Here is a 25,231-nt window from a genome sequence, read left to right as displayed (position 1 = left end):
CAACCCCAAGTCCTACCCCAGCCTCGGCCCCAGTCCCAGCCTCGGCCCCAAGCCCGACCCCGAACCCGGCCTCGGCCCCGGCCCCGGCCCCGGCCGCGGGGGGGGGGGGGGGGGGGGGCCCCCGCGGCGGGGGGGGGGGGGGGGGGGGGGGGGGGGGGCCGCCCCCCCCCCCCCCACGCCGAGCGGCGGGTCGGTGGCCGCGCCCAGCAACTCGTGGGTGCCGTCCCGCCGGATGCGGCACCAGGTCAGAGCCGGTCGAACACCGCGTCGGCACCCTGAGGGGCCTCAGCCAGCGACAGTACACTGCGCGACGAAGCTTTCCCCCGACCAGTGGCCTTCGGCTGGGACCAGTCGATCGGTCGCGACGTTGCGTCAGTGCTCGTGGCCCGGATGGACAGCACGTCACTGCAGATCGCGGACCTGGATATGGCGGGAGTGGGACGAGTCATGGCCTGGGCCGCCGCGAAGGCAACGTCCGACCTCCTTCAAGCCCTGTTGCACCTGCGGTCACGGGACCACTCCCGGGCTGTGGCCGCGCTCGATGCAGCCGAAACGTCTGCGCACAACCTTCTGGCAGGCATTCAGGAGGCGCGTGCCGTGGTGGGCGAGAACGGGGCCTGAGGCGCCTGTGTTCAAGCGCGACGGAAGCCCGTCGTGGTCGGGATACGACGTCGCCTTCCGTGTCAGCCGTCCTCCCGCCGCGCACTTCGGTCTTCGGCCTTGCGCACGACGGGTGGGGTCCAGCGCCCGTCGAGGGCGCGGGGGCGGGGTGCGTACAGGCGCATCGTGATGCCGAGGCGGCCGGTAGGGGCAGGGAGCCAGTTGGGCCGGTGGTCGGGGCCCGGATCGGTGTGGCTGACGAACAGGTCGAGGGAGCCGTCGGCGTTGTAGGTGAGCGGGTCGCGATCGCCGAGCGCGAAGCGGTCGAGTGCGTTGGGGGCCTGGAAGCCGTCGGCGTCGTACATGGTGATCGACCAGAACGCGGAGACCGGGGGCAGGGCGTCGGCGTCGAAGTGGATCACGTAGTCGTGCGTGCCGGTCAGGGGTTCTCCGTCGGCGTCGGCGTTGAGGAGCGGGTAGACGGCGTCTTCGGGTGGGTTAGCCCCCATTCCGAGGAGGGTGACGACGGCGCGCCGGAAGTAGTCGTTGCCGTAGACGCCGATGGTGTCCAGGACGCTGGACCAGCCGTTGGCCTGGGTGCCCAGGGTGGGCTGGGCGGCGAGCATCTGCTGGAGCGCTTCCTTGGCGCCCGTGTCGATCTCGGCCTTCTGGCCCGCGGTGAAGCGTTCGTCGTCGAAGGGCCGGCCGGGGGTAATGCCCAGGTCGGCGATGCGGGCCAGGATCGAGAAGTCGGTGGGGTGCGGGGGCACGGTACGCAGGATCCGGCACGCGTGGGTGAAGAACTCGATGCCGGTCATCCGGTTGACCAGAGTGAGGGGTTCCGTGTCGGGGTCCATTGTCTGGTCGGGACCGTGGCCGACGGGGCGGGAGGGAGTGAGCCGGAAGCCGTCCTGGACGGCGTTCACGGCCGCGTAGTCGTCCGGGCCGTTGGTCTGGGTACGGCCGATGATCCACACGTATGGTGTCGGGGCGTGGATCACCTCGGTGCCCGGCGGGATCTCGTCCGTGTGTCCGGGCCCGACGAGCGTGTACTGCTGGGGTCCGGTGCCGGTCGTGCGCGACCCCGGCGCGGCGAAGACGTCCGTCCACATGTCCAGCATCGGCAGCATGTAGTAGCGGCCGCCGGTGTCCGCGACCGACAACCGCACGGGACCGGCGGTCAGGTCGAGCCAGGCGCTGGAGTACAGGGTGTCGAAGTTCGGGCGTACGACGATCCGGAAGTCGGCCGACGGGAACTCCCGCAGGTGATGGAACTCGTTCGGCGGGCCCGATCCGGGCCTGGCTCCCGCGGCGGAGGCCGCGGATTGGCCGCGGGTGAGGTCCATCGTCACCAACGGGTAGAGGTAGAAGTACGCCTCGCGACTCAACGTCCTCAGGTCGTCAGCCAGCTTGCCCACGCCGTTGCTCCTGTTCGCGATGAGGACTTCCACCGACCCGAGGCGCACCCTCGGCACCACCCGGCCACTTCATCCTCATAGTTGCATTTCGGTGTATTTCCGGCATCCCCTGGCCGGCTCGGCGGACCTCGCCGCGCCTCCCGTGGGCGAGCGTTTCGCTCATTGGTTCAACAGGTCGGAGCTGCGGGACTTGGTCCCGCCAGGAGGGGGGAGGCCGGCGAACCAACGTGTGCTCGATGCCTTCGCTCGGCTGTCGTCTGGCGTTAGTCTGTGATCGATGATCGATCATCTGCCACTTGGAGGTTCGCCGTGCAACTGCCAGTCACTGTCGTCACAGGTGGAAGTCGGGGTATCGGAGCCGCCGTCTGCGAACGCCTCGCGGCTGATGGCCATGACATCGTCGTGGGGTACCGCTCGGACGACTTGGCCGCTGAGAAGGTTGCCACATCTGTCCGTGCCATGGGGCGCAGATGCCTGACCGTCCGCGTGGACACCGCGGACGAGACCGACGTCGACCGGTTGTTCGACACGGCCGTGCAGAGGCTCGGTCCCGTTACCGGTCTGGTCAACAACGCCGGAGTCAGCGGCCCCAACGGGCGGCTGGCCGACGCCGACGCCGACGGCATGCGCCACGCGCTGGGCGTCAATGTGCTGGGCTACCTCTTGTGCGCGCGTCGTGCGGTGCGCGACATGGCGCGAACCGGCACGGGGGCCATCGTCAACATCTCCTCAGCCGTGGCGACCCTGGGCAGCCCTGGCCAGTACGTGCACTACGCTGCAGCGAAGGCCGCGGTCGACGCGATGACTGTCGGCCTGTCCAAGGAAGTCGCCGCGGATGGCATACGCGTCAACTGCGTTGCCCCCGGCACCATATGGACGGACTTTCACACCGACCCCGAGCGGCCTGCGAAGGTTGCTTCCACCATTCCCATGGGCCGGGCCGGGCAGCCCGACGAGATCGCCGGCGCCGTCTCCTGGCTCTTGTCTGCTGACGCCGCGTACACCACCGGTGCGGTTCTGCGCGTCGCTGGGGGCCTGTAGCGAGCGACGTGAGGAGGCCAACGAGGCAATCAGTCGGCGAATCGGTAGGTGTGACCGCATCGTGACCTGCGAGGAAGCCCCGACGTGCTCATGCCGGCCGAGCTCAAGAGCCGATCTGTGACAGGAGGCGGCTCGAAGGTGTTCGGCCGCCCGGCCCGACGGCGGGCTGGGCTGTGGCGTCAGCGTTTGATACGACCACGTACTGCGAGGAGTGCGAGGCCCAGGAGAACCGGTTCCGTTAGGCGGGAGGCCATTTCAGTGTAGGTGCCGGCGGTGGTGAGGCTCTGGCCCGATGCCCGGAAGATCACGGAGTTGACGACGATGCGCAGGCTCTTTTCGAAGCGTGCGCTGGTCAGGCGGTCGCCAGGCGGGCCGACCGGATTCTCAGGATCGGGGCTGTTGGTGGTCATGGTGACGCGGTGCTCAGCGACAGTGCCTGTGGTGAGCGAGGGAGTGTCGCGCTGTGGCAATCCCCAGAGCATCATGACCAGCATGGTCAGGGCCATGGCGAGCAGTAGCCAGCCCGTGGCGCGGGCGGCGCGTAGGCCGTAGCCGGACAATGCCCAGTAGGCGGTGATCAGACCGCGCTCAGCCGGCGCGGTTCGGGAATCAGCGCGGCGCATCTCCATCTCGCCGTAGTAGAAGTCTGCGGCGCCCGGTTCGTTACTGGAGTCCTCATACGACTTGCGCAGCGCCCGGTACACCGCGGCCAGAGCCCGCGGCTGCGTGACGTCCCCATCAGAGCTGGGCGGCTCCCAACCAGTCCCCGCCCAGGGGCGGGTGTGGCGCCAGTGGTGTTCCTCCGCCAGCGTGTTACGGCGGGTATATCGGACCAGCAGTAGGCGGCCCCGCCGGTGTACACCTGCCGGGGGTCCGGAGAATCGGCAGTCGCCCTCAATCCTGAGCTGGTCCAGGTGGACCGTGCCCGCGAACAGGCACCCGCTGAGGTCGAGATCGGTCAGGACCAGTTGGACGGCGTCCACGCCACGTAGTGAGGTCACCCGCACCTGATCCGTCGGCAGGCCGGCAAGGATGGACTCATCTATTGGACTGCCCGACACGGGGATGAACGGTCGGGGGCGGCAGGCAATCGTCACGGGGTACTCCGCCACGGCGTCACTCAGATCGGTGTCGGCGTACCGGAGCCACACCGTGGCAGGTTGCGCCCACCGTGTCCGCCGGAACGACACCGACTTCGCCGCGATCTCCAACGTCACGGCCACAGCGAACGATGCGTGGAAGAAGCCCACCTTCCCCGCGCAGGTCAGCGGACCCAGAAATGCTGTTCTCTCAAAGACAGATGAGTTGAACCGGGCGTCCTGGGCGAAGGTGGCCGCCTCGAACCAGGCGTTTCCCTTGAACGCGACGTTGGTGAACCAAGCCTTGGCGATGAACGTTGCCTCGTCGAACCAGGCTCCTCCGGTGAAGGTTGCCTCGTCGAACCAGGCAACCTCTGTGAAGGTGGCATTGCTGAACCGGCCGACCTCTGCGAACGTTGCCTTGCTGAAATGGGCGCCTTTGGCGAAGGTGGCGTTACTGAACCGGGCGTTCCAGGTGAAGGTGGCTGAGCGGAACGTTGCTTCCCCGTTGAAGGTGGCCGAGTCGAACACGGCGTCGCCAACGAAGATGGTCGAGTCGAACGCAGCCATGCCGGCGAAGGTGGTCGAACGGAACGCGGTTTCCCCCGCAAAGGCGGCCGAGCTGAACGCGGCAACCCCCTCAAACGTGGCCAAGCCAAAGTCGGTGACCCCCCCGAACTCGACCTCCCGAAACTTGGCGTGGCCTGCGAACGCGGCTTGGTGAAACTGGGCGTCCCCGTTGAACGTAGCCGCGTCGAACGATGCGTCCCCATTGAAGGTGGCCGACTCGAACGTTGCGTCCCCGTTGAAGGTGGCTGAGCCGAACTGGGCGACCCCAATGACCGGCCGGTGGGTCGCCGGGTCGGTCACAGCGCTGAGGATACGAGCGAGTAGTGCCTCATCGATGGTGGTGCCCCGCAAGTCCAAGTCGGCACCAGGCGACAGGGATGCCAGAAAGGCGGCTTGCTCATCGGTGGGCGCGTGGTTCAGACACCGGCCAGAGGGGGTGGCAGCGACGCCCACACAGCCCGTAAACGGCACGCCATCGGCGGCGCCGTATCCGCACGGACCCAAGGAAGGTGCAGAAGTCGTCATGTCCTGGTCTTAACGCACCCCTGACCCACCTCGGGCGCGCGTCCCCGAACCGTTACAGCACCAGCACCGTTCCTCAAGCGATGATGCGGAACAGGACTCTCAGCTGACGTACTCCGTCTGGGAGTGCGGGATCAACCGCCTCAAGCGCCATCGCGCGGTGGCCACGAGGTACGACAAGCTCGCCGTCCGCTATGAAGCGACTGTGCTGGTCGCGGGCATCAACGAGTGGCTGTGACAGGAACTGGAAAGGTCTCTGCGTGGCATTGCCCCCGATCCGGTTGGATGTCACCGGCAGCCTCGTGCTGCGAGGCCAACGAACCGGAGGGGTGTCGAACTTAGTGAACTGGCTGAACGAGGTGCTGACGGACAATCACTACCCGGGGCGCGGTGTGCTGTGGTGTCGGACCGGCAACGGCGACACGCTTGGCGCGTACTTTCTCACAGGACGCAGCAGTGCCTCCCAGGCCCGCGCCCTGCACCGCACTCCTAAAGGTGAACTCATCGTCGCCCCATCAGAACGGCTCGCCCACGACCACCTACGACACTACGTCGCCGCCCGCCAAAGCGGGGACTGGTTGGTCTTTGGCAACGGAGAACAGGTCGCCACAGTCGCCGACCGCCTCGACTCCGGACAGCATCCCGCACTGGCTTTGGACGGACTGGACTACGAACCGGACCCGCCGATCTTCACCCCTCGCCTAACCGTCACCGCCGACGGCAGGGACGGCGGTCGGGTCTGGTTCGGCGCCGCACGGCACAGCAGCGGGGGACGCTTGGCCACCAACAGGTTGACCTTGCAGGTCAGTGATCTGGCGCCTGGCGAGGGAGTGCTTATGACGACCTACCGCTCAGACGAACACGAGATCGCTACCGGCGACCCGCTCACTGAGGTTCGCACCGCTTCAGAAAGCCGCAGCAACCTCCTTGAGGAGCTGTGGTCCTCCCTCCCACCACACCTTCGGATTGCTGCAGCAGTCTTCTCACATGGCGGGGTTGCGCATGCTGAAATTCGGCAAGCCAAGCCGGCCCAAGGCTGACCTCGGCCCGGGCGCGGAGCCTGCGACCGCTGGGGGAGCCACGGATGGTGTCGGCAGGCCGATCAGGGGCGGATCACCGCCAGGAGCCGGCTGCGGAGCGGCTCGGCGGCGATTGTGTCGGCGAACTGCCAGGAGTAGTCCAGGACTTCTTCGGCCTGGAGCCCGGTGACGTCGGCGTCGGTGCGGAAAAGGAATCGGAAGTCGAAGTGCTGGTGGTCCGGCTCGTCCTTGGCGGGGCTGGCCGGGATGGGGTGGATGTCCACGTGCAGCGGCACCGGGCTGACCGGGGTCACCAGGCTGGGGTCGATGCCGGTCTCCTCGGCCAGCTCCCGCAGGGCGGCCCTCATGAGGGAATCGTCCTCCTCCTCCAGGTGCCCGCCGGGGAACAGCCACTTGCCGAGGGCCTTGTGCTCGACGAGCAGGACGCGGCCGTCGGGGCGCAGCAGCAGGGCTCCGGCGGTGACGTGCCCGCCGAACTCCTTCCGCGAGGTGATCGTCTCGGCGGTGTTTTCCAGGGCGTCCAGGAGGGTGGAGACCGAGTCCTTGTCCTCCGGGCGCTGGTCCAGGTAGGCGGTCAGGGTGTCGCGGACGTGCTGGGCGGTGATGGGCACGGGGCTCCTCAGCGGTTGAAGTAGGTTAATGAGGTGTCGGCGATGACGGCCCGGTCGACGGCGGACACCTCGTGCATACCGGTTCCCAGGTCGCCGCGGGCGAGCATCCGGATGGCCGCGAGTATCTCGGCCTGCACGAGGAAGATGAACGGCCCCACGCTGGCGCCGTGCAGGAAGTTGACGGCGTTGCCGCCGTTGAGCAGGTAGAAGTAGTGCCCGGTGGTCTGGTACCGCGTGACGTGCTCGGTGTCCCGGGTGCGGTCGTACACGGCAGGGAGAGAGGCCAGGTCGAGTTCGTCCTCGCTGCTGGTCACCGTGGCGACGTACGCGCCGTTGCGGAGCGTGGAGAAGTCCTCGCTGCGCAGGGAGATCGAGCCGGTGGCGCACAGGACCAGGCCCGCGTTGTGGATGGCCTTGTCCCGGTCACGGGCGACCGTGAAGCCCTGCGAGAGGGCCTGGGTGCGGCGGATCGGGTCGATGTCGTACACGGTGACCTGGACGCCCTTGGCGTGCAGCAGGCGGGCGATGGACGAGCCGAGCTTGCCGAAGCCGATGACGAGCGCGGGCCGGCCGTGCAGGATGTCGCCCCGGCTGCGCATCAGGGCCTCGGTGGAGAACACCACGGACTGGCCGACGAGGAAGTCCTCGGGGTCCTTCAGCGGGGAGCGGGCGACGGAGACGACCGGGCACGGGAGCTTGTCCAGCTCAGCGTACCGTTTGTGCCCGTTCTCGGTGTCCTCGACCACGCCGAGGATCGTTCCGGAGAAGCGGTCCCACAGGGCGTTGATGGTCGGGGCGAAGTACCCGCCGACGTCCAGGAGCACCAGGCGCTCACCGCGTGCCCGGTTCTCGAAGTACTCGACGGTCCGGTCCGGGTCCGCGAACAGGTCCCTGCTGAGCGGGTCGCACTGGGCGACGGCCTCCACCTCACGCTGGGCGATCGAGACGATGGACTTCGGCTTGGGGAGGACGGCCCGGAGCTTGGACGCGGCGCTCACCGCACGGACGAAGCTCGGGCGCTCCGGGAGCAAGTGCGTGACCAGGAACGACGAGGGCTGCTCCTCCGGGCGGAACTGCGACGTGATCTTGCGGAAGTAGGTGTCTAACCGGGCGCGCTCAAACGACTCCATGGTCACCTCTCTGGCGGGATGTTCTCGCGCGGCACCGTGACCGTGAGCAGCTCGGCCGAGTCGGCAGTCCACTCCTGGCCGGTCCCGTAGACCGGGCGAAGCACGTAGGTGCCCGCCTGAACGTCGGTCACGATGCCCTCGCGCTGGGCGTTCTCGTCACGGACCTGGTCCCCGATCCAGGCGCTGCCGTCCTTGGTCATGCGCCGGACTCCTCGGCCAGGACCGCCCAGACCCGCTTGCCGAACGGCAGCGGGTCGGATCCCCAGTGCGCGGTCAGCCGGTCGACCAGGGTCAGGCCGCGCCCGTTCTCGGAGTACTCGTCTGTCCGGCGGCGCAGAGGGGGCCGCTGCGAGCGGTCCACCACGTCGATGCGGACCAGGCCGGGAGCAGAGCGAGTGATGGACACCCGGATCAGGAGGCTGGGGGTGTGCCGGACGGCGTTGGTCACCAGCTCGCTGACGATCAGGACGGCGTCGTCGACGAGGGCCTCCAAGTCCCACGTGGCCAAGGCCGTGCGGACGAGCCGCCGGGCGGCTTCTGTGCTCTCGGAAGTGCACTTCAGCGTCTCGGAGTACCCCGGGTGCCCCGTGGGGCTGGTGGTCTTGGTCACGGGCATCAGGACCTCGGTGGGTTGGGGCTGGGCCTGCCTCAGTCAACGGCCGCTCACGTGGGGATGTAGAGGAAAAAACTGCCGTTCGTGCATCGGGGTCCACCGGAAATTTCCGGTCGCGACCTTCTACCGAGGCGCAGTTGGTGGCTACTTTGGGTGAGTGGAGGGGAACGAAGACCTCAACTGCGCCATGCGCGAAGCAGGGCTCACCCAGGCCGAGCTGGCCGATGCGGTGAACGCCCACTTACGCGCCCACGGGCACGAGGGAACCGTCAGCGACCGGACAGTACGGCATTGGCTGACCGGAAAATCCCGCTGGCCGCACCGTCGGCAACGGGACGCCCTGGAGGCAGTATTCGGGAGGACGGCCGAGGAGCTGGGGTTCGTCCCGCCAGGCCGCCCGAGCCCCGCCGTCGAACCGGAGCAGCACGTGAGGCGCCGCAACTTCCTGATGGCCACGACCGCGACGGCGGCCATGGTCACCCCCATCAACTCTAGGCCGTCCATGGTTGGCATCACCGACGTGATCCGGCTCCGCAACGGCCTCGACGACCTGATGACCCTCGACGACACCCGAGGTGGCCACGAGAGCCTCGAACAGGCGGCCCTGGTCGGTGCGTCCAGGGCGATGGACATGCAGCACCGGGCGGCCTCACAGCGGATCCGGCAGCGCCTGTTCTCCGTGGCCGCCGACTACACCGCCACCGCAGCCTGGTCCGCTCTGGACGCCCGGCACTCCGACCGGGCCGAGCAGCACCTCAGCCGTGCCCTGTACCTGGCCGGGCTGGCCCAGGACCCCGTCGTCGAGCTGCGGGTCTGGAACTCCTTCGCTATGCTCGCCCACCAGCGGCAGCACTTCACCCAGGCCGTCGACTCCGCGCAGGCGGCCCAGGCCACCGCCGTGAGCCGCCGAGATCCGCTCTTCGCCTCTCTCGCCCACGCACGGACCGCCGTTGGGCACTCCAACCTCGGCGACCGGCAGGCCGCTCTGCGGTCCCTGGGGCACGCCGGGGAGGCCCTCGCCAAGGCCGAGCAGGGCGAACCCCGTCCGAGCTGGATGGCGTTCTACGGGCCGGCTGAGCTGAACTCCATGACCGCGATCGTCCGGGACCGCATCGGGGACGCCGCGGAGTCCGAGGCCGCCTCGCACCAGGCGCTGTCCGCGATCCCCGAGCAGTTCCGCAGGAACCGGGCCCTGGCCACCACCAGGCTCGCCCTCGCGCAGCTCCACCAGCGTGACGTCGACCAGGCGTGCGACACCGCCGCGTCGGTCTTCGGCCTGATGAGCGGCAACCCCCTGCCGGGCAGGATGCGTTCCCTGCTCGGCGACTACTACCGTGACCTGATCACAGTGGCGCCGAACGCCCCCGTCACGCGAGAGTGGGGGGACCGGTACCGACTCGAATGGAGCCGTGCATGACGACCGCCGTCCTCGACCTTCGGCACTTCACGCACGACGACCTTCCGGCGATACGGCAGACGATCATCGACATCCACGCCGACGCATACAAGGACAACATGTCCGAGTTCGACGAGCGGTTCCCCTGGTTCGTCGACCACTGGGGAGGCAACCCCGGCTTCGCCTGCGTCATCGCGTACTCCGGCGACGACGCGGTGGGCTTCGCCTACGGCGCCCCGGCGACCCCGCAGAGGGAGTGGTGGCGCGAGCACTTGAAGCCCGCCCCGGAGAAGCACCGGACGTTCTCTTTCTCGGAGATGGCCATCCGCGTCGAGTACCGGGGCGGCGGGCTGGCCGAGCGGCTCACGCGGGCGCTTCTCGCCGAGCGGGGTGAGGACCTCGTTGTGCTCCTGGTCGACGTCGAGCACCCCAAGGTCCAGGCCCTGTACGAGTTCTGGGACTTCCGCAAGGTCGGCGAGCGTCAGCCGTTCCCCGACTCCCCGGTGTACGCGGTCATGGTGGCGGAGTTGCCGCTCTCCTAGACGTTGGCCGGGGTCGCTGTCGGTCATCCTCCAGCGCAGCGCGGGCTGCTGCCGTGAATCGGTCCAGCAGGCCCAGCACCCTGTTCCTGGCCAACGAGGTGCTGTCCAGGCGCTGATGGAGCACTGCATTCCGGGTTGTCTGGACTTCCCTCGCGACTTCGGGTGCCGCAAAGGCGACTGTTTCCGGGCCCACGACGGCCACAACGGCCTGTGCCTTGCGGATCGCGTTGCTTTGGGCCTCTATGTTTGCTGCGGCCGTGGCCGGGACCTCGGTGGGCAAACCGACGGACCGTCACGAAGATCGAGGCTAACGGAAGCAACTCAACCGTCGGCAGCTGAAGGGGCATTCATGAACGGCAGAACGGATGTGCGTGTGCCGGTGCGCTTCCCGCGACGGGTGAGGGTGAGTCCCACTCCGGTCCGGTCAGCGGGGACGGCGCGGCCCTTGGCGTCGATGATCTCGCCGGCTTCGAAGACGACCGCATGGACCTCCATTTGGCCGGCCCGAGTAGTGGTGAAGCGTGGCATCCCAGAACCGTCGCCCTGGGCGGAGGCTTGGTACCCGCGGCGGACGAGGGCGGCCGTGAGACGGCGGAGAACTTCGTCGCGACTTCCGCGGCGAAGGGTCAGCACGGACAGGTTGCACGGACCTGCTGAGGCCTCACCGCCGACCTGGCGGACCTCGACAACGCGGCCGCGGTAGGCGCCAAGCATGTGACCGCGCGCGACCAGCACTGCTTTGACTGTCCGCCGTAGCCACCACCAACCCCAGTAGCGATGCCAGGCGGGTACAGGGCGGACGCGTAGGCCGTGGTCAGCCATTCTTTGGGTCGTGGCGGCGTTCAGGTGCTTGGCCTCCGGGCTGTCGCCTTCCTTCAGGATGCGTCCTCGCGAGATGGATATCCGGATTCCTGCTGTTCCCCGGGGAATTGTCAGGCCTTGCAGTTGTTCGCCTGGGCCGAGAATCGTGTACGCAAGGTGTGGCAGCGCATCGTCTGCCTGAGGGTCATTCCCCTTCCAGGGCTCCCCGTTGAGGAGGAGACCTCGCCGTTCCGGCACGGGGCCGTAGCCGAGGGCGGTGACCCTGCGCTGGATCTCGGCGGCAATCTTGTCACACGAGCCAACTTGCAGAACCTCGAACGAGCGCCCGTTCGGGAAAGGTGCGTGATCGTAATCAAACAGATCCTTGAGAACGTAGCCGTCCCGGGCCCCCAACGCATCGGCGACCGCGGAGATCACGGGTTCAGTCAACCCGCGGCGGCTGCTCATGGGGAATATTGCTCGTATCAGCCGGCCCGGCCATTGCCAATCGGAGTGGCGTCTGCGGGGCTGTAACCAGGACGGAAGTCCATGCATGGGATCAGCCTATGCAGGGGAAGCCTTGCGGGCCAGAGTATTGGGGGCCGACCCGTGTGGTCCCCGGTAGCCCGGCGCGTTCCGCGGCGCCTGGCGGCACGCCAGGCGCACCCGCCGTGACGCAGACCCGCGCTCGTGAGGACCACCCCCGCCGCCCGCTCGACCGCCGGCCGCCGCGCCCTGGCCGATGTGCTGAGTCGCACCACCGTTGGCCGGCTGCCTTCCGCAAGATCGTCGCAAGCGGGAGCGGATTCGCCAGGTACGCCGCGGGGCCCTGTGGCGCCCGCCCTGCCAGCGGCCAGTTGTCGGAGCTTCCTGGTGATCAAAGGTCGCCGGCGGCCTGGGGGATGGGAGCCAGGGTTCCGGAATATTGCGTCCAGGGCTGGCTAGTGCTGTGACCGGGAAGGTTCGCCGGGTTGCTGGTTCCGGCGATTGGATGTGCGATGACGTCCATTCCGATCGCTGGGGGTGTGATGGCGGAGCCTGTCCGTGTGCGCAGGTTGACTCTCCAGGAGGGGCAGAAGCTGCAGCAGATCGTGCGTCGGGGCAGCACCAGTTCGGTGCGGTACCGACGCGCGATGATGCTGCTGGCCTCAGCCGGCGGGAACCTGGCGCCGGTGATCGCCCAGTTGGTGCAGGCTGACGAGGACACCGTCCGTGACGTGATCCACCGGTTCAACGAGATCGGCCTGGCCTGCTTGGACCCTCGGTGGGCGGGAGGCCGTCCCTGCCTGCTCAGTCCTGACGACGAGGACTTCGTCGTCCAGACGGCCACCACCCGCCCGACCAAGCTCGGCCAGCCCTTCACCCGCTGGTCGATCCGCAAACTCGCCGCCTACCTGCGCAAAGTGCACGGCCGGATGATCAGGACCGGCCGTGAGGCGTTACGGTGCCTGCTCGCCCGCCGCGGCATCACCTTCCAACGCACCAAGACGTGGAAGGATTCTCCGGACCCGGATCGGGACACGAAGCTCGACCGGATCGAGCACGTCCTGGAGCGCTTCCCCGGCCGTGTGTTCGCATTCGATGAGTTCGGGCCTCTCGGGATCCGTCCCACGATGGGTTCGGGCTGGGCTCCCGCCAGCCATCCCGAGCGGCACCCCGCGACCTACCACCGCACCCACGGCGTTCGTTACTTCCACGGCTGCTACTCGATCGGCGACGACACCCTGTGGGGCATGAACCGGTACAAGAAGGGCGCCGCGAACACCCTGGCAGCGCTCAGGTCGATTCGCGCGGCCCGCCCGGACGTCGCCCCGATCTACGTCATCCTGGACAACCTGTCCGCTCACAAGGGCGACACGATCCGGCGCTGGGCGAGGAAGAACCGCGTTGAGCTGTGCTTCACCCCGACCTACGCGTCGTGGGCGAATCCCATCGAGGCCCACTTCGGACCCTTGCGGCAGTTCACCATCGCGAACTCGAACCACCGCAACCACACCGTCCAGACCCGGGCCCTGCACGCCTACCTGCGCTGGCGCAACAAGAATGCCCGGCACCCCACAGTCCTCGCCGCCCAACGACGCGAACGGGCCCGCATCCGCAGCGAGAAGGGCCTCCGCTGGGGCGGCAGACCGGCTGTCGCCGCCTGAGAAGGCTGCATGCCCGATTGCTGGGCTACTTGACCAGCCGGAAACCGGGCTGGTCGACCCAGGCCCGCAGGAATTCTGCAGTGCCGAGCACCATCGGATACTCCTCGTCGGTGAGGCCTAGCACCCCTGGAAGTCCGGAGACCACCGCCTCCTGCCCTTCCAACAGTTCGGCCTTGGCCACACCTCCGAGGACATCGATGACCGCCGCGGTGAGCAGGGCAGTGGCCGCGTGGTCGATCCCACGGTTGCATCCGGCGCTGACATTCACGGCATGGGTCGGCTTAAAGCCAAGGACTGCTTCCACTTCAGACTCATCCGCGTGTTCGGCCTCGAAGATGCTCTCGTCGCCGACCCCCGGACCCATCAGGTAGACCAGAAAGGGCCGCTGACTGTCGACGTCCTGCGCGTCGAGGGCCGTCGGCGCTTCCATGCCAAGCCGCTCGACAGGCACGTTGACGTCGAAGGATCCGTGGCCCTGCTGCTCGAAGCGGGTTGAGAGTCCGCGCATCAACGCGCTGAACTCAGTCAGCACAGCCGAGGAGATGGGCTCCGCCAATTCGATCACCAGGGTCGGGCCAGCCATGCCGGGAGCCTAGCCCGCCACCCGGCCCGACACCGCTGAATTCTCGCAACCTCGAATCCAGCCGACCGAGCATCGAACCACCATTCTGGCGAACCTTCCCGGTCACAGCACTAGGCGCTACGGCGAGCTGCGCCCGTCGGCCAGACAACATCCACCGGGAGCGTCACGGCGCGTGCTTCCTCGACCACATCGGCGGTGCCCCCGCCCTTGGAGCCTGGCGGCTGACCGTTCCAGACCGCAACGAGCCGGTCGGCTCGGGGACTGGCCACTCGACTACGCCGCCACCGGCCTGGACACGGGGGAGATGAGCGTAGGGGAGCTGCGCGAGGCGATCGGGGTGGGGAGCATCCCCCTGGCCCCGTCCTCGGCATGGCCGGCCATGCAGATGGTGCTGGCGAAGGCCCTTCGCCCCGAACCGGCCGGCCGCCCCACAGCCAGTGAACTGGCCGCTGCGGTGGGCGCAGTTCGTACGACGTGAGGCTCGACGTTGCACGAGCGAGTCGGATCGGAAAGGCAGCAAGGGCCCTGCGGCAACCGCCCAGACAAGGAGCAACACAGTAATGAGCGAACGTACTTGGGGTCGTCGAACGCCATGAGGTGACTCCACGGCGCGCCAGTTGGGAGCCAGCGGCCTAGGGGCTGTTCGAGGTTTGGATCTTTGTGTGGCCTGGTGGCTGGTAGAACTCGGGTGTGGCGCGTTTTGACGTGACGGATGCCGAATGGGCCTTGATAGAGCCGCTGTTGCCGGTGGCGGCTACCGGGCCGTTGCCGCGGCGGGTGCGGGACCAGTTCAACGGGGTGCTGTGGCGGTTTCGCACCGGCAGTGGCTGGCGTGATGTTCCGGACCGGTACGGGCCTTGGTCCACGATCTACTCCCGGTTCAGCAACTGGGCCAAGGCCGGTGTGTTCCAGGACCTGATGGACGCGTTGATCGCCGAGGCGGCCGCGCGCGGGCAGGTCGGCCTGGAGCTGGTCAGCGTGGACTCCACGATCGTGCGGGCGCATCACGAATCGGCAGGACTGGCCGTGGCCGGGGAGACCCTGGACGCCCTGGAACAAGCCCTGACCGAGGAAAAGGGGGCTCCGCTTCCGAAGCAACCGCCCGTGCTGCGGGTGATCCGGCGACGGCCGGCGCGGACACGGGTGGCACGCACGCGCCGGACCCGGAGCGGGCTGCAGCGCGGCGGCGTCGCAGAGCCAGGGCGGACGCCGCCGGGCTCGGCCGGTCCCGAGGCGGACTGAGCAGCAAGATCCATGCCGCGGTCGACGCATGCGGACTGCCCCTGTCGTTCGTCCTGACCCCCGGACAAGCCGGGGACAGCCCCCAGTTCCAGACTGTGCTGGACAAGATCCGCATACCCGGGCCGGTCGGCCGCCCCCGCACCCGACCCCAGGCCGTGGCCGCCGACAGGGCCTACTCCTCCAAGGCCAACCGGGCCTACTTACGCCGCCGCCGCATCACCGCAGTCATCCCGGAGAAGATCGACCAGCAGGCCAACCGCAAGAAGAAGGGCTCGGCCGGCGGACGGCCTGTCACCTACGACCCCGAACGCTACAAACAGCGCAACACCGTCGAACGCTGCTTCCAGAAGATCAAGACCTGGCGCGGCCTGGCCACCCGCTACGACAAGTCGCCCGCCAGCTACGAGGCAGGACTCCACCTCCGCGGATCGATCATGTGGCTGAAGCACCTCACCTCAACCACATGATCCAAACCCCAAACAGCCCCTAGTGGAGAGCGACGAGCGGGCCATCATCGTGGAGGGCCTGGACGAGCCGCCGCGGTGTTACCTCCAGCACGGCTACGGCTTCCGGTGCCACGACCGGAGCAAGCCTCACCACTACCGCCAGCACGGCCGGGCACCGATCGGCTGGCCGGCGGGGACCGGAACGCGCACGCCATGAACTACAACACCTGGCCGCCGCTGCTCGTCGTCGACGTCGAGGGCAACGGCACCAACCCGCCAGATCTGGTCGAGGTCGCTGCCCTGCCCATCCGTGACGGCCGACCGGACACGAGCACGGCTGGGGCGTGGCTGATCCGCCCGCCCCGCCCCGTGACGCCCTTCGCGGCCCGGGTTCACGGCCTGACGAACGAGGTCCTGGCCTCCAGCCCCTCATGGCCGGAGGTCGCCGGGCAGGTGCGCGGGCTCCTCGGTGAGGCGTGGATCGCCGCGCACGGCGCGCACGTCGACTACCGCGTGCTGTCCGCCCACCTGCCCGGCTGGGAGCCGGCCGGGGTCATCGACACCCTGCGTCTGGCCCGCGCCGCCGTCCCCGGCCTGCCCGGGTACGGACTGGACGCCTTGATCAAGCAGCGACAGCCCGACCTCAGCCACGCCCCCGACCAGCGGCACCGAGCCCGCTTCGACGCCTACGCAACAGCGTTGCTGCTGCTCGACCTCGCCGAGCGCTACCCGACCTGGGGCCAGCTCGCCGCGGTCTCGGTACCGCCTAGCCTGCCTGGCGCCCCACAACCAGAAGAGGACCCCACACTGTGGTGACGAACCCCATCCGCATCGGCATCACCGGCGCCCACTCCACCGGCAAGACCATGCTGCTGCGCCGCATCGAGATGGAGCTGCGCGCCGAGGGCATCCGCGTCGCGCGCACCGGCTGGGTCGGCAAGCGAGCCGCCGGTCTCGGGCTGCCGAAGAGGGAACAGCACACGGCAGCCTCCACCGAATGGGCCATCGCCCAGGGCATTGCCGATGAGATCGGTGCCGCCCAGAGCGCGGACGTCGTCCTGGCCGACTGCGCCGTCGTGGACGCCCTGGCCTGCTGGCACGCCGCCGTCGAGTTCCGTGGCGAGATCCTTGATCCCGGCGATGACGAGCGGATGCGGCTTTTGGCTGCCACCCAGCACGCGAAGTACGACCTGCTGCTGGCGACCGTCCTTGACCCGGCCGCGCCGGTCGAGCCCAAGCGGCATGCGTACGACTCGCGATACCGCGAACTCGTCGACCGGCACGTCCACGGCTTGCTCGCCGAGCAAGACATCGAGCATCTGCGGGTCACACACGACCCGCACGACGAGGGCCGGGCCGTGAAGACCGCGGTGCGGCTCGCGTTGCAGCTGGTCCCGGCATGAAGAGCCAGCTGCGCGACTCAGCTGGCGAGCCCCCAGAGCCCGCCAGCAGCCGCCCCCTGGCTCGCCACCCCTCCCACACACACGTCGAGCGCTTCGACTTGAGCGAGGATGCACGCGGCCACCGCGACCAGTCTTTGACAGCGCGTCTCGTCTTTGCGGTCACGTCCGCTGGGGTGGTATCGACGGCCAACAGGTGCGAGTGGTCGACTGGCCGCTGATGTAGCTGGGCATTGCCGACCAGCGGATAGCGGTGGTAGTCACCAGCCCGCAGTGCAGCGTGATGATCCAGGAACTCCATGTTGCCCTCGCTTGCGAGCTCTTCTAGGCGCCTTGGCGGCGCGCACGGCCCTATCTGCGGGACGACGGAAGTCTGACCACCGTCGATCGCCAGGTCCTGCAACCGATGCTCTCCGGGCTGCCGGACAGGGCGATCGCGCGACAAGTAGGCATCTCTCCGCGGACGGTGCAGCGTCGGCTACGAGCGCTGATGGATACCGCGCATGTCAGCTCCCGCATGCACCTGGGTTGGCATGCGATGAGCAACAACTGGGTCTGAAGTCGTCCGTGGCGACAACTCGTCAAGTCATCGACTCGCCACCTGCCGGCCGTTCCGCCTGAGCCGCGGCCGGCTGAAACATTGCCCCGGAGCATTCCCGCTTCGTGAGTCGTGGTGTACCAGCGCCGGAGAACGCGTCATCCCTTGACCGACCTCAAGCCCCACCCGGGCCGGTCGCCGCTGACTCTGCACTGCCATTGAAGGGTTCCACACCACGATGGGAATCAGACGCCTCCGGATGATGGCCGCCACCACGGCGGCCATCAGCGCGCTGGCGCTGGCGGGCCTCAGCGGTGCGCCGGCTCTTGCCGCCGCGACCCCCGGGACCGCCACGCCTCCTACGCCGGGCGCCTCCACCGCCGCGCCACCGCCCACCACCACAGCGAAACAGACGCACACCGGATCACCGAAGTCGCAACCGGCGTGCTCTACCGCTCCCAAACCCGGGCAGGTCACCTGTTTCGCCCTCAAGCGCACCGATATCTCCGCCGTCAAGGGTGTGATGCGCGGCAAGAACGACAAACCTTCCAGCAACCCCGCGGACGGGAACACCAACGCGCCCGCCGGATACGGCCCGGCCGACCTGGTCTCCGCCTACAACCTCCCGGCAAACGCCGGCGCGGGCGCCACCATCGCCATCGTGGACGCCCAGGACGACCCGAACGCCGAGGCCGACCTGGCGGTCTACCGCGCCCAGTACGGGCTACCGGCCTGCACCACCGCCAACGGCTGCTTCCGCAAGGTCGACGAAAACGGCGGCACCAACTACCCCGCTCCCAACAGCGGCTGGGCCGGCGAGATCTCCCTCGACCTCGACATGGTCTCCGCGGTCGCCCCCAACGCCCACATCCTGCTCGTCGAGGCCACATCGGCGAACAACCGCGATCTCGGCGCCTCCGTGAACGAGGCAGTGGCGCTTGGCGCGAAGTACGTCTCCAACTCCTACGGCTCCCAGTACTCCGCGTCGCCGGGTACTGGTGAGGACCCGTCCGAGACCGCCTATGACGCGTATTACAACCATCCGGGCGTGGCGGTCGTGGCCAGCTCCGGCGACAGCGCCTACGGCGTGGCTTACCCGGCCGCATCCCCATACGTCACCTCCGTGGGCGGCACCGCTCTCACCAGGGACCCCAACACCAGCCGCGGCTGGAGCGAGAGCGTCTGGAAGACTGGTACCGCCGAGGGCGGCGGCTCCGGCTGCTCCCTGTACGAAACCAAGCCGGCCTGGCAGACCGACACCGGCTGCGCCCAGCGCACCGTCGCGGACGTGTCCGCTGTCGCCGACCCCGCCACCGGCCTCGCCGTGTACCAGACCTACGGCGGCGGCGGATGGACCGTCTACGGCGGCACCTCCGCATCCTCCCCGATCATCGCCGGCGTCTACGCCGACGCAGGAACACCCGCCCCGGGCACCTCCCCCAGCTCGTACCCGTACAACGATCGCTCAGCGCTCAATGATGTGACCACCGGCAGCAACGGCACCTGCTCCCCGACCTACCTGTGCACCGCCGGAACCGGATACGACGGCCCGACCGGCCTCGGCACCCCCAACGGCACGGCAGCGTTCCGCACCGGAGCTTCAGGCGAGATCAAAGGCGTGATCACCGACGCGGCCACCGCGAAGCCACTGGCGGGAGCGACCGTTACGGTCGGCGGGGTGACAGCCACGACGGGAGCCGACGGCGGCTACGACATCGGCCTGCCGCCGGGCAGTTACGGGTTGACCGTCGGTGCCTACGGCTATGGAACGCAGACCATCCCGGCACTGCAGGTGACTGACGGGGGAGTTGTCACAGAGAACTTCGCGCTGCAGACCGTCGCCCGTACCACCGTCACCGGCAAGGTCACCGACTCAGGCCACGGCTACCCGCTGTACGCAGCGGTCAGCATCGCGGGTGTGCCGGGCGCGCCTGTCCACACCGACCCGAAGACGGGCGCGTACAGCCTTCAGTTGCCCGTCAACGGCTCGTACACCCTGGATGTCACCTCGTCTTACGCCGGCTATCAGGCCGTGCAGCAGAAGGTGACCACCGGCAGCAGCAGTGGCCAGACCGTGGACGTCAAGGTCCCCGTCGACCCGGCGAGTTGTACCGCCGCGGGCTACCAGCGCAATCTGCACGGCGTCTGGCAGACCTTTGACTCCACGACCACGCCCCCCGGCTGGACGGTCACCAACGCTCCGGGCACCACCAGCGGCTGGGAATTCGACCATCCCACCAACTACGGCAACAGCACCGGGGGCAGCGGGAACTACGCAGTCGCCGACAGCCGCTACTACGGCGCGGGCAAAACCCAGGACAGCTACTTGACCACCCCCGCCGTCGACATGACTCGCTACACCGTGGCCAACCCCCCGGTACTTCAGTTCCAGTCCTCGTATGCCCCGCGGGTTACCTCCACCGCCTCGGTGGAACTCAGCACGGACGGCGGGGCGACCTGGTCGGTCATCTACACGCAGCGACAGGTCAGCACCTACAACAACGCGATCAGCCTCCCGCTGCAGCAGGCCGCGGGCGCGTCGGCGGTTCAGGTCCGCTTCCACTACACCGGCGGCAACTCGCTGTACTGGGAGCTGGACAACGTCCTGCTCGGCTCGCCCACCTGCGACGCCGTTCCCGGCGGCCTGGTCGTCGGCACCGTGACCGACCGCAACACCGGTGACGCACTGGTCGGCGCCAAGGTCGTCGACTCCGCGGACAGCGCGGTGCAGGCGACCACCGCCATGCTGGACGACCCGGCCGTGCACGGCGGCTTCTACTCAGTGTTCAGCCCTGACCTGGGAGTTCGGACCCTGAACGTCAGCGACGGCCACTACACCACCGCCACCGCGGGCGTCACCGTCCAGAACGGAGCCACCGCGAAAGCGGACGCATCCCTTGCGGCGGGCCGGGTCGTCATCCATCAGGTCTCGTTGTCCAAGACCATGCCGTGGGGTGGCACCAACCAGGGGACGCTGACCCTGAAGAACACGGGCACAGCCGACGCCACGGTCAACCTGAGTGACATCCAGTCCGGTCAGTTCACCGCGCAGGGCATCAACGCCGGCGCTTCCGGCCCGGTGCCCGCCGTGAGCGTGTCCGGCTACTTCCCGACCGGCGACGAGAAGCAAGCTGCGAGGAACGAGACCGCGGCGCAGAAGGCGCAGGCCGCCCAGACCCAGGCTCAGTTGAAGGCGCTGGACGAATCCCCGTCCGCCTCCGGTTGGACAGCGATCGCCGACTATCCGACCAAGATCTCCGACAACATGACCGAGACACTGGGAGGCATTCTCTATTCGGGCTTCGGCTATACCGGCACCGACGACACCAACGCGCTCTACGCCTACGATCCCACCGACCAGCAGTGGACGGCGCTGGCGAGTGCCCAGGACAGTCGTGAAGGACCAGCCCACGGCGTGATGGACGGCAAGATCTATGTGGTCGGCGGCTGGAACCCGAACGGCAACCCCGACCCCAAGGTCGAGGTGTACGACCCCGTCGCCAACAGCTGGTCGACCCGGGCCAACGCCCCGATGGCGTACGCCGGTTCGACCAGTGCGGTCCTCGACGGCAAGCTGTATGTGATCGGCGGCTGCAGCAGCACCGACTGCGGTTCGCACGCCGCCTACTCCTACGCCCCGTCCACCGACAGCTGGACCAAGCTCGCCGACTACCCGGAGGCCCTGGGCTGGTCTGCATGCGGAGCGATCAGCGGCAAGCTGTACTGCGCCGGAGGTGTCAACTCCGGTACCGGACCCAGCTCGGGCGCCTACGTCTACGACCCGGCGCTCAACACCTGGAGCCCGATCGCCTCATTGGCGGGCCGGACCTGGGGCGCGGCCTACACCGCCGCCAACGGCCGCCTTCTGGTGCAGGACGGCAACGTCAACGGCAGCCTGTCGAACCGGGGCTACGCCTACGACCCGGCCACCAACAGCTGGAGCCAGCTGCCGAACACCCCGACCGCGAGCGGCCGTTTCGGCGGTGCGCTCGGCTTCTACACCGTGGGCGGCAGCATAGGCGCCGGGTTCGCGGCCGCCACCGCACAGGTGCTGCCCGGCTGGGACCAGACCGGCGCAGCCAGGCCCGACTGGCTCTCGCTGAGCAGCAGTTCGGTCACCCTGGCTCCCGGCCGGAGTACCACGGTCACCGTCGCGCTGGATGCGGCCGCCGCGTCCATCGTCCAACCCGGCACCTACCGCGCCACCGTGCAGCCCACCGCTGACACGCCCTACCGGATGACACAGGTGCCGGTGTCGATGGCAGTCGCACCGGCGGCGACCTGGGGCAAGCTCTCCGGAGTGGTGCGGTATCAGGACTCGGCCGGTACGCATCCGCTGGCTGGGGCGACAGTCACCATCACCACCTCCGCTGCCAGCTACACGCTGCGTACTGATACCACCGGCGCATACCAGCGGTGGCTGGACGCGCGCGACAACCCGCTGACGGTCACCGTGTCCAAGGACGGTTATGCCACCCAGCAGGCAACCGTCGACCTGACAAAGGGATCGGCGGTCGTCAAGGACTGGACGCTCGTGCCCAGTTGATGCCCTGAGATAACGGATCCCGGGACCACGCCACATGGCGAGATCCCGGGATCCGGCAGGCGAGGCTGTCGGGCGTCTCCGCCGGCCCGACTGGCGCAGCCACACCATGTCGTCGACTCGCCACCTGCCGGCCGCTCCACCCGAGCCGCGGCCGGCTGAACTGACCCGCACCAGATTCCCCCTCCAGCGCGCGCCGCGACGTCGCGTTCACGAGGACGGTCATGCGGAGCGCTGCAGAGCTGCGGACTCCTCGAGCGCGACGGTGAGGTACTTCGCCGACGCCCCGACGCCCCGACGCCTCCCTCGGCGACCTGCGCCGGCGTCCCGCTGGCGACGACGGTGCCGCCGTCCTCCCCGGCCCCGGGCCCGAGGTCGATGACGTGGTCGGCTGCGGCGACGACGCGCATGTCCAGCTCGACCATCACGACGGTGTTGCCCGCATCGACGAGGGTCTGCAGATGGGTGACCAGACGGTCGGCGTCGGCGCAGTGCAGCCCCGAGGTCGGCTCGTCGAGCACGTAGAGGGTGTCTCCACGCTGGGCGCGCTGCAGCTCGCTGGCGAGCTTGACGCGCTGGGCCTCCCCGCCGGAGAGCTCGGTGGCGGGCTGCCCGAGCCGCAGGTAACCCAGTCCCACGTCGATCAGCGCGGCCAGGGACCGCATGATCTCCTCCTCGCCGGTGAAGAACGCGTGGGCCTCCTCGACGCTCATCGCGAGGATCTGGGCGACGTTCCGGTCATGCCAGGTGATCTCCAGGGTGCTGGCTTTGTAGCGGGTGCCGTGGCAGTCCGGACACTGGGTGTAGACCGAGGGAAGGAAGAGGAGCTCGACCATCACCGAACCCTCACCCTCGCAGGTCGGGCAGCGGCCGCCGGTGACGTTGAAGGAGAACCGGCCGGGCTTGTAGCCACGGGAGCGTGCTTCAGCTGTCTGCGCGAAGCGGCTGCGTACATGGTCGAACAGGCCCGTGTAGGTGGCAACGTTGGAGCGGGGCGTGCGGCCGATGGGCTTCTGGTCGATGCTGACCACGCGGCGCACGCCGGTCAGGTCCCCGTCGAGCGCGCCCTCGAGCCTGTCGGGGGAATCGGCCAAGAGCAGGTCGTCGTCCTCGGGTGCCTCGTTGACGGGCACGGCTTGCCCCAGACGCTCGGTGAGCAGGGCGGGCAGTGCCTGGCTGACCAGACTCGACTTGCCCGATCCGGACACGCCGGTCACGGCGGTGAGGACGCCCATCGGGATCGACACGGACACGTCCTGCAGGTTGTTGCGGGTGACGCCGTCGAGCTTGAGCCATCCGCTTGGCCGGCGCGGCGAGTGCGGGTGGAGACCGCTGCCGCCGAAGAGGTACCCGCGGGTCACCGACTCCTCGACGTCGGCGAGGCCGTCGGTCGGCCCGCTGTAGATGATGCGGCCGCCGCGCTCGCCCGCGCCAGGGCCGATGTCGACGAGCCAGTCGGCGTGCCGCATCACGTCAACGGAGTGCTCGACGACGAACAGGCTGTTGCCCCGGCCCTTGAGCCCGTCGAGGATCCCGAGCAGCGAGGTCACGTCCTGCGGGTGCAGGCCCGCCGAGGGCTCGTCGAGCACGTAGACGACGCCGAAGAGATCCGAGGTCAACTGGTTGGCCAGCCGCAGGCGCTGCAGTTCGCCGCCCGAGAGCGTGGGCGTGGTGCGGTCCAGTGAGAGGTAGCCGAGACCCAGGTCGATGATCGGGCGCAGCCGGTCGATCAGCTCCGCGCCCAGGCGCGCCGTCGTGGCCAGCTTCTCGGCCGACTGGTTCGGGGTGCGGCGTACGTCGGGCGCGGCCGCATGGGCGGATCCGCCGGCCGCGACGCGCTGCTGAACGGCCTGACGGCGCACGTCGGCGTGGAGGGCCTCGCCGGGGGTCCCCGTGGTGCCGGAGGCGGCATCCGCCTGCTGCGAGGCGGCCGCGACGGCCCGGTACAGCAGTGAGGCGAGCTCCCGCAGCGGCAGCCCGGAGAAGTCGGCGATGTCGCGCCCCTCGAAGGTCACGGTCAGGGCCTCGGGCTTGAGCCGCTTGCCGTGGCAGGACGGGCATGGGGCCACGTCGAGGAACTGGGCGACGCGGCGCTTCATCGAGGCGCTCTTGGTGTTGGCGAAGGTGTCGAGCACGTAGCGGCGTGCCCCGACGAATGTGCCCGAGTAGCTCGGCTCGACGCCCGCCTTGATCGCGGCGCGCGCCTCGGAGAGGGTGAGCCGGGAATGGACGGGGACGAAGGGCGTCTCGTCGGTGTAGAGGATCCAGTTCCGATCCTTCTTCGGCAGATCCTTCCAGGGGACGTCGACGTCGTAGCCGAGCGCGACGAGGACGTCGCGCAGCTGGTGGCCGTGCCAGGCCCTCGGCCATGAGGCGATCGCACGCTGGCGAAGGGTGAGGGAGGGGTCCGGCACCATCTTCTGCTCGGGCACCTCGTACACGCGGCCGATGCCGTGGCACTGCGGACAGGCTCCCTCGACGGTGTTGGCGGAGAAGTCCTCGGCGTAGAGCATCGGCTGATCGGCCGGGTAGTCGCCGGCGCGCGAGTAGAGCATGCGCACCAGGGACGAGAGCGTGGTGATGCTGCCCACCGACGAGCGGGAGCTGCGCCCTCCGCGCTGCTGCTGCAGGGCGACGGCCGGAGGCATCCCCGTGATCGAGTCGACGTCGGGGACGCCGGCCTGGTCGATCAGCCGCCTGGCATACGGGGCCACCGACTCCAGGTAGCGGCGCTGCGACTCCGCGTAGAGGGTGCCGAAGGCGAGGGAGGACTTGCCTGACCCCGATACGCCAGTGAAGACCACCATGGCGTCGCGCGGCACCGTCAGGTCCACGTCCTTGAGATTGTGCTCGCGAGCGCCCAACACCCGGACGTCGGCCTGGACGGACGGGGGTTCCTGGGGAGCGGACGCTGCTGAGTCGATCATGCCTCCAGGCTAACAACGCACGGACTTGACCAGATGGAGATG

Annotated in this window: 19 protein-coding genes and 1 pseudogene; 11 read left to right on the top strand and 9 right to left on the bottom strand. The window is 68.6% G+C overall.

Features of this window, described 5'->3' with window-relative positions:
* Positions 1–683 precede the first annotated feature (683 nt).
* Complete coding sequence (locus ACH4TG_RS09960) at positions 684–2,018, bottom strand: DUF1254 domain-containing protein (RefSeq protein WP_398241670.1); 1,335 nt, start codon at positions 2,016–2,018, stop codon at positions 684–686.
* A gap of 309 nt (positions 2,019–2,327) precedes the next feature.
* Between ACH4TG_RS09960 and ACH4TG_RS09955 the strand changes: the two genes are divergently transcribed.
* Complete coding sequence (locus tag ACH4TG_RS09955; protein ID WP_398241669.1) at positions 2,328–3,059, top strand: SDR family NAD(P)-dependent oxidoreductase; 732 nt, start codon at positions 2,328–2,330, stop codon at positions 3,057–3,059.
* A 179-nt stretch (positions 3,060–3,238) separates the two neighbouring features.
* Here the strand turns inward: ACH4TG_RS09955 and ACH4TG_RS09950 are convergent, their stop codons facing one another.
* Entirely contained in the window at positions 3,239–5,008 is a 1,770-nt protein-coding gene (locus ACH4TG_RS09950) for a pentapeptide repeat-containing protein (RefSeq protein WP_398241668.1), read from the bottom strand.
* Between the two features lie 482 nt (positions 5,009–5,490).
* Here ACH4TG_RS09950 and ACH4TG_RS09945 point away from each other — a divergent pair, with 482 nt between their 5' ends.
* Entirely contained in the window at positions 5,491–6,270 is a 780-nt protein-coding gene (locus ACH4TG_RS09945) for an IMP cyclohydrolase (protein WP_398241667.1), read from the top strand.
* Positions 6,271–6,332: 62 nt separating this feature from the next.
* Here ACH4TG_RS09945 and ACH4TG_RS09940 read toward each other — a convergent pair whose 3' ends face one another.
* The 4 genes from ACH4TG_RS09940 to ACH4TG_RS09925 are packed head-to-tail and all read right to left on the bottom strand — an operon-like array spanning position 6,333 to position 8,627.
* Positions 6,333–6,881 carry an NUDIX hydrolase gene (locus tag ACH4TG_RS09940; protein WP_398241666.1) on the bottom strand — a complete coding sequence of 183 codons (549 nt, stop codon included), beginning with the start codon at positions 6,879–6,881 and terminating at the stop codon, positions 6,333–6,335.
* Between the two features lie 8 nt (positions 6,882–6,889).
* Complete coding sequence (locus ACH4TG_RS09935) at positions 6,890–8,011, bottom strand: adenosylhomocysteinase (protein WP_398241665.1); 1,122 nt, start codon at positions 8,009–8,011, stop codon at positions 6,890–6,892.
* Between the two features lie 2 nt (positions 8,012–8,013).
* Positions 8,014–8,211: a hypothetical protein gene (locus ACH4TG_RS09930; RefSeq protein WP_398241664.1), complete on the bottom strand. Its 198-nt coding sequence runs from the start codon at positions 8,209–8,211 to the stop codon at positions 8,014–8,016.
* Positions 8,208–8,627 (bottom strand): ATP-binding protein, encoded by a 420-nt coding sequence (locus tag ACH4TG_RS09925; protein ID WP_398241663.1) that lies wholly within the window; start codon positions 8,625–8,627, stop codon positions 8,208–8,210. Before ACH4TG_RS09925 ends, ACH4TG_RS09930 begins: the two co-directional genes overlap by 4 nt.
* A 154-nt stretch (positions 8,628–8,781) precedes the next feature.
* On the opposite strand from ACH4TG_RS09925, the gene ACH4TG_RS09920 reads away from it, so the two are divergent.
* Together ACH4TG_RS09920 and ACH4TG_RS09915 are read left to right on the top strand one after the other, a co-directional pair.
* On the top strand, positions 8,782–10,041 hold the full coding sequence (locus tag ACH4TG_RS09920) for an XRE family transcriptional regulator (protein ID WP_398241662.1): 1,260 nt from the start codon (positions 8,782–8,784) through the stop codon (positions 10,039–10,041).
* Positions 10,038–10,562 carry a GNAT family N-acetyltransferase gene (locus tag ACH4TG_RS09915; protein WP_398241661.1) on the top strand — a complete coding sequence of 175 codons (525 nt, stop codon included), beginning with the start codon at positions 10,038–10,040 and terminating at the stop codon, positions 10,560–10,562. Before ACH4TG_RS09920 ends, ACH4TG_RS09915 begins: the two co-directional genes overlap by 4 nt.
* A gap of 321 nt (positions 10,563–10,883) precedes the next feature.
* Here ACH4TG_RS09915 and ACH4TG_RS09910 read toward each other — a convergent pair whose 3' ends face one another.
* Complete coding sequence (locus tag ACH4TG_RS09910) at positions 10,884–11,831, bottom strand: hypothetical protein (RefSeq protein ID WP_398241660.1); 948 nt, start codon at positions 11,829–11,831, stop codon at positions 10,884–10,886.
* Between the two features lie 560 nt (positions 11,832–12,391).
* On the opposite strand from ACH4TG_RS09910, the gene ACH4TG_RS09905 reads away from it, so the two are divergent.
* On the top strand, positions 12,392–13,510 hold the full coding sequence (locus ACH4TG_RS09905) for an IS630 family transposase (protein WP_398241659.1): 1,119 nt from the start codon (positions 12,392–12,394) through the stop codon (positions 13,508–13,510).
* Between the two features lie 25 nt (positions 13,511–13,535).
* Here the strand turns inward: ACH4TG_RS09905 and ACH4TG_RS09900 are convergent, their stop codons facing one another.
* Positions 13,536–14,093, bottom strand: a complete 558-nt coding sequence (locus ACH4TG_RS09900; RefSeq protein WP_398241658.1) for a DUF6368 family protein — start codon at positions 14,091–14,093, stop codon at positions 13,536–13,538.
* Positions 14,094–14,397: 304 nt separating this feature from the next.
* Here ACH4TG_RS09900 and ACH4TG_RS09895 point away from each other — a divergent pair, with 304 nt between their 5' ends.
* From ACH4TG_RS09895 to ACH4TG_RS09870, 6 genes and pseudogenes are all read left to right on the top strand, one after another.
* Positions 14,398–14,571 (top strand): hypothetical protein, encoded by a 174-nt coding sequence (locus tag ACH4TG_RS09895; protein WP_398241657.1) that lies wholly within the window; start codon positions 14,398–14,400, stop codon positions 14,569–14,571.
* 212 nt (positions 14,572–14,783) lie between these two features.
* Positions 14,784–15,802 (top strand): annotated as a pseudogene (locus ACH4TG_RS09890) (IS5 family transposase).
* Between the two features lie 192 nt (positions 15,803–15,994).
* A complete protein-coding gene (locus tag ACH4TG_RS09885) occupies positions 15,995–16,597 on the top strand; it encodes an exonuclease domain-containing protein (protein ID WP_398241656.1) in 603 nt (200 codons plus the stop codon).
* On the top strand, positions 16,594–17,184 hold the full coding sequence (locus tag ACH4TG_RS09880) for an AAA family ATPase (protein ID WP_398241655.1): 591 nt from the start codon (positions 16,594–16,596) through the stop codon (positions 17,182–17,184). Before ACH4TG_RS09885 ends, ACH4TG_RS09880 begins: the two co-directional genes overlap by 4 nt.
* A 352-nt stretch (positions 17,185–17,536) precedes the next feature.
* Positions 17,537–17,740, top strand: coding sequence for a LuxR C-terminal-related transcriptional regulator (locus ACH4TG_RS09875; protein WP_398241697.1), 204 nt, complete (start codon positions 17,537–17,539; stop codon positions 17,738–17,740).
* A gap of 217 nt (positions 17,741–17,957) precedes the next feature.
* Positions 17,958–22,265, top strand: a complete 4,308-nt coding sequence (locus ACH4TG_RS09870) for a carboxypeptidase regulatory-like domain-containing protein (protein ID WP_398241654.1) — start codon at positions 17,958–17,960, stop codon at positions 22,263–22,265.
* On the opposite strand, the gene ACH4TG_RS09865 is transcribed toward ACH4TG_RS09870, so the two are convergent.
* Complete coding sequence (locus ACH4TG_RS09865; RefSeq protein WP_398241653.1) at positions 22,187–25,189, bottom strand: excinuclease ABC subunit A; 3,003 nt, start codon at positions 25,187–25,189, stop codon at positions 22,187–22,189. The two genes, ACH4TG_RS09870 and ACH4TG_RS09865, sit on opposite strands and share 79 nt — an antisense overlap.
* Between the last annotated feature and the right edge of the window lie 42 nt (positions 25,190–25,231).

Source organism: Streptomyces sp. NPDC020917 (assembly GCF_044333795.1).
Classification (GTDB): Bacteria; Actinomycetota; Actinomycetes; order Streptomycetales; family Streptomycetaceae; genus Actinacidiphila.
This window is presented reverse-complemented; position numbering and strand designations above follow the sequence as displayed.

What these genes read in the sequence shown, in the direction of transcription:
- ACH4TG_RS09910 (WP_398241660.1), bottom strand. Translation starts at nt 11,831, where the DNA reads ATGAGCAGCCGCCGCGGGTTGACTGAACCCGTGATCTCCGCGGTCGCC.
- ACH4TG_RS09930 (WP_398241664.1), bottom strand. Translation starts at nt 8,211, where the DNA reads ATGACCAAGGACGGCAGCGCCTGGATCGGGGACCAGGTCCGTGACGAG.
- ACH4TG_RS09905 (WP_398241659.1), top strand. Translation starts at nt 12,392, where the DNA reads ATGGCGGAGCCTGTCCGTGTGCGCAGGTTGACTCTCCAGGAGGGGCAG.
- ACH4TG_RS09885 (WP_398241656.1), top strand. Translation starts at nt 15,995, where the DNA reads ATGAACTACAACACCTGGCCGCCGCTGCTCGTCGTCGACGTCGAGGGC.
- ACH4TG_RS09865 (WP_398241653.1), bottom strand. Translation starts at nt 25,189, where the DNA reads ATGATCGACTCAGCAGCGTCCGCTCCCCAGGAACCCCCGTCCGTCCAG.
- ACH4TG_RS09870 (WP_398241654.1), top strand. Translation starts at nt 17,958, where the DNA reads ATGGGAATCAGACGCCTCCGGATGATGGCCGCCACCACGGCGGCCATC.
- ACH4TG_RS09900 (WP_398241658.1), bottom strand. Translation starts at nt 14,093, where the DNA reads ATGGCTGGCCCGACCCTGGTGATCGAATTGGCGGAGCCCATCTCCTCG.
- ACH4TG_RS09925 (WP_398241663.1), bottom strand. Translation starts at nt 8,627, where the DNA reads ATGCCCGTGACCAAGACCACCAGCCCCACGGGGCACCCGGGGTACTCC.
- ACH4TG_RS09895 (WP_398241657.1), top strand. Translation starts at nt 14,398, where the DNA reads ATGAGCGTAGGGGAGCTGCGCGAGGCGATCGGGGTGGGGAGCATCCCC.
- ACH4TG_RS09935 (WP_398241665.1), bottom strand. Translation starts at nt 8,011, where the DNA reads ATGGAGTCGTTTGAGCGCGCCCGGTTAGACACCTACTTCCGCAAGATC.
- ACH4TG_RS09915 (WP_398241661.1), top strand. Translation starts at nt 10,038, where the DNA reads ATGACGACCGCCGTCCTCGACCTTCGGCACTTCACGCACGACGACCTT.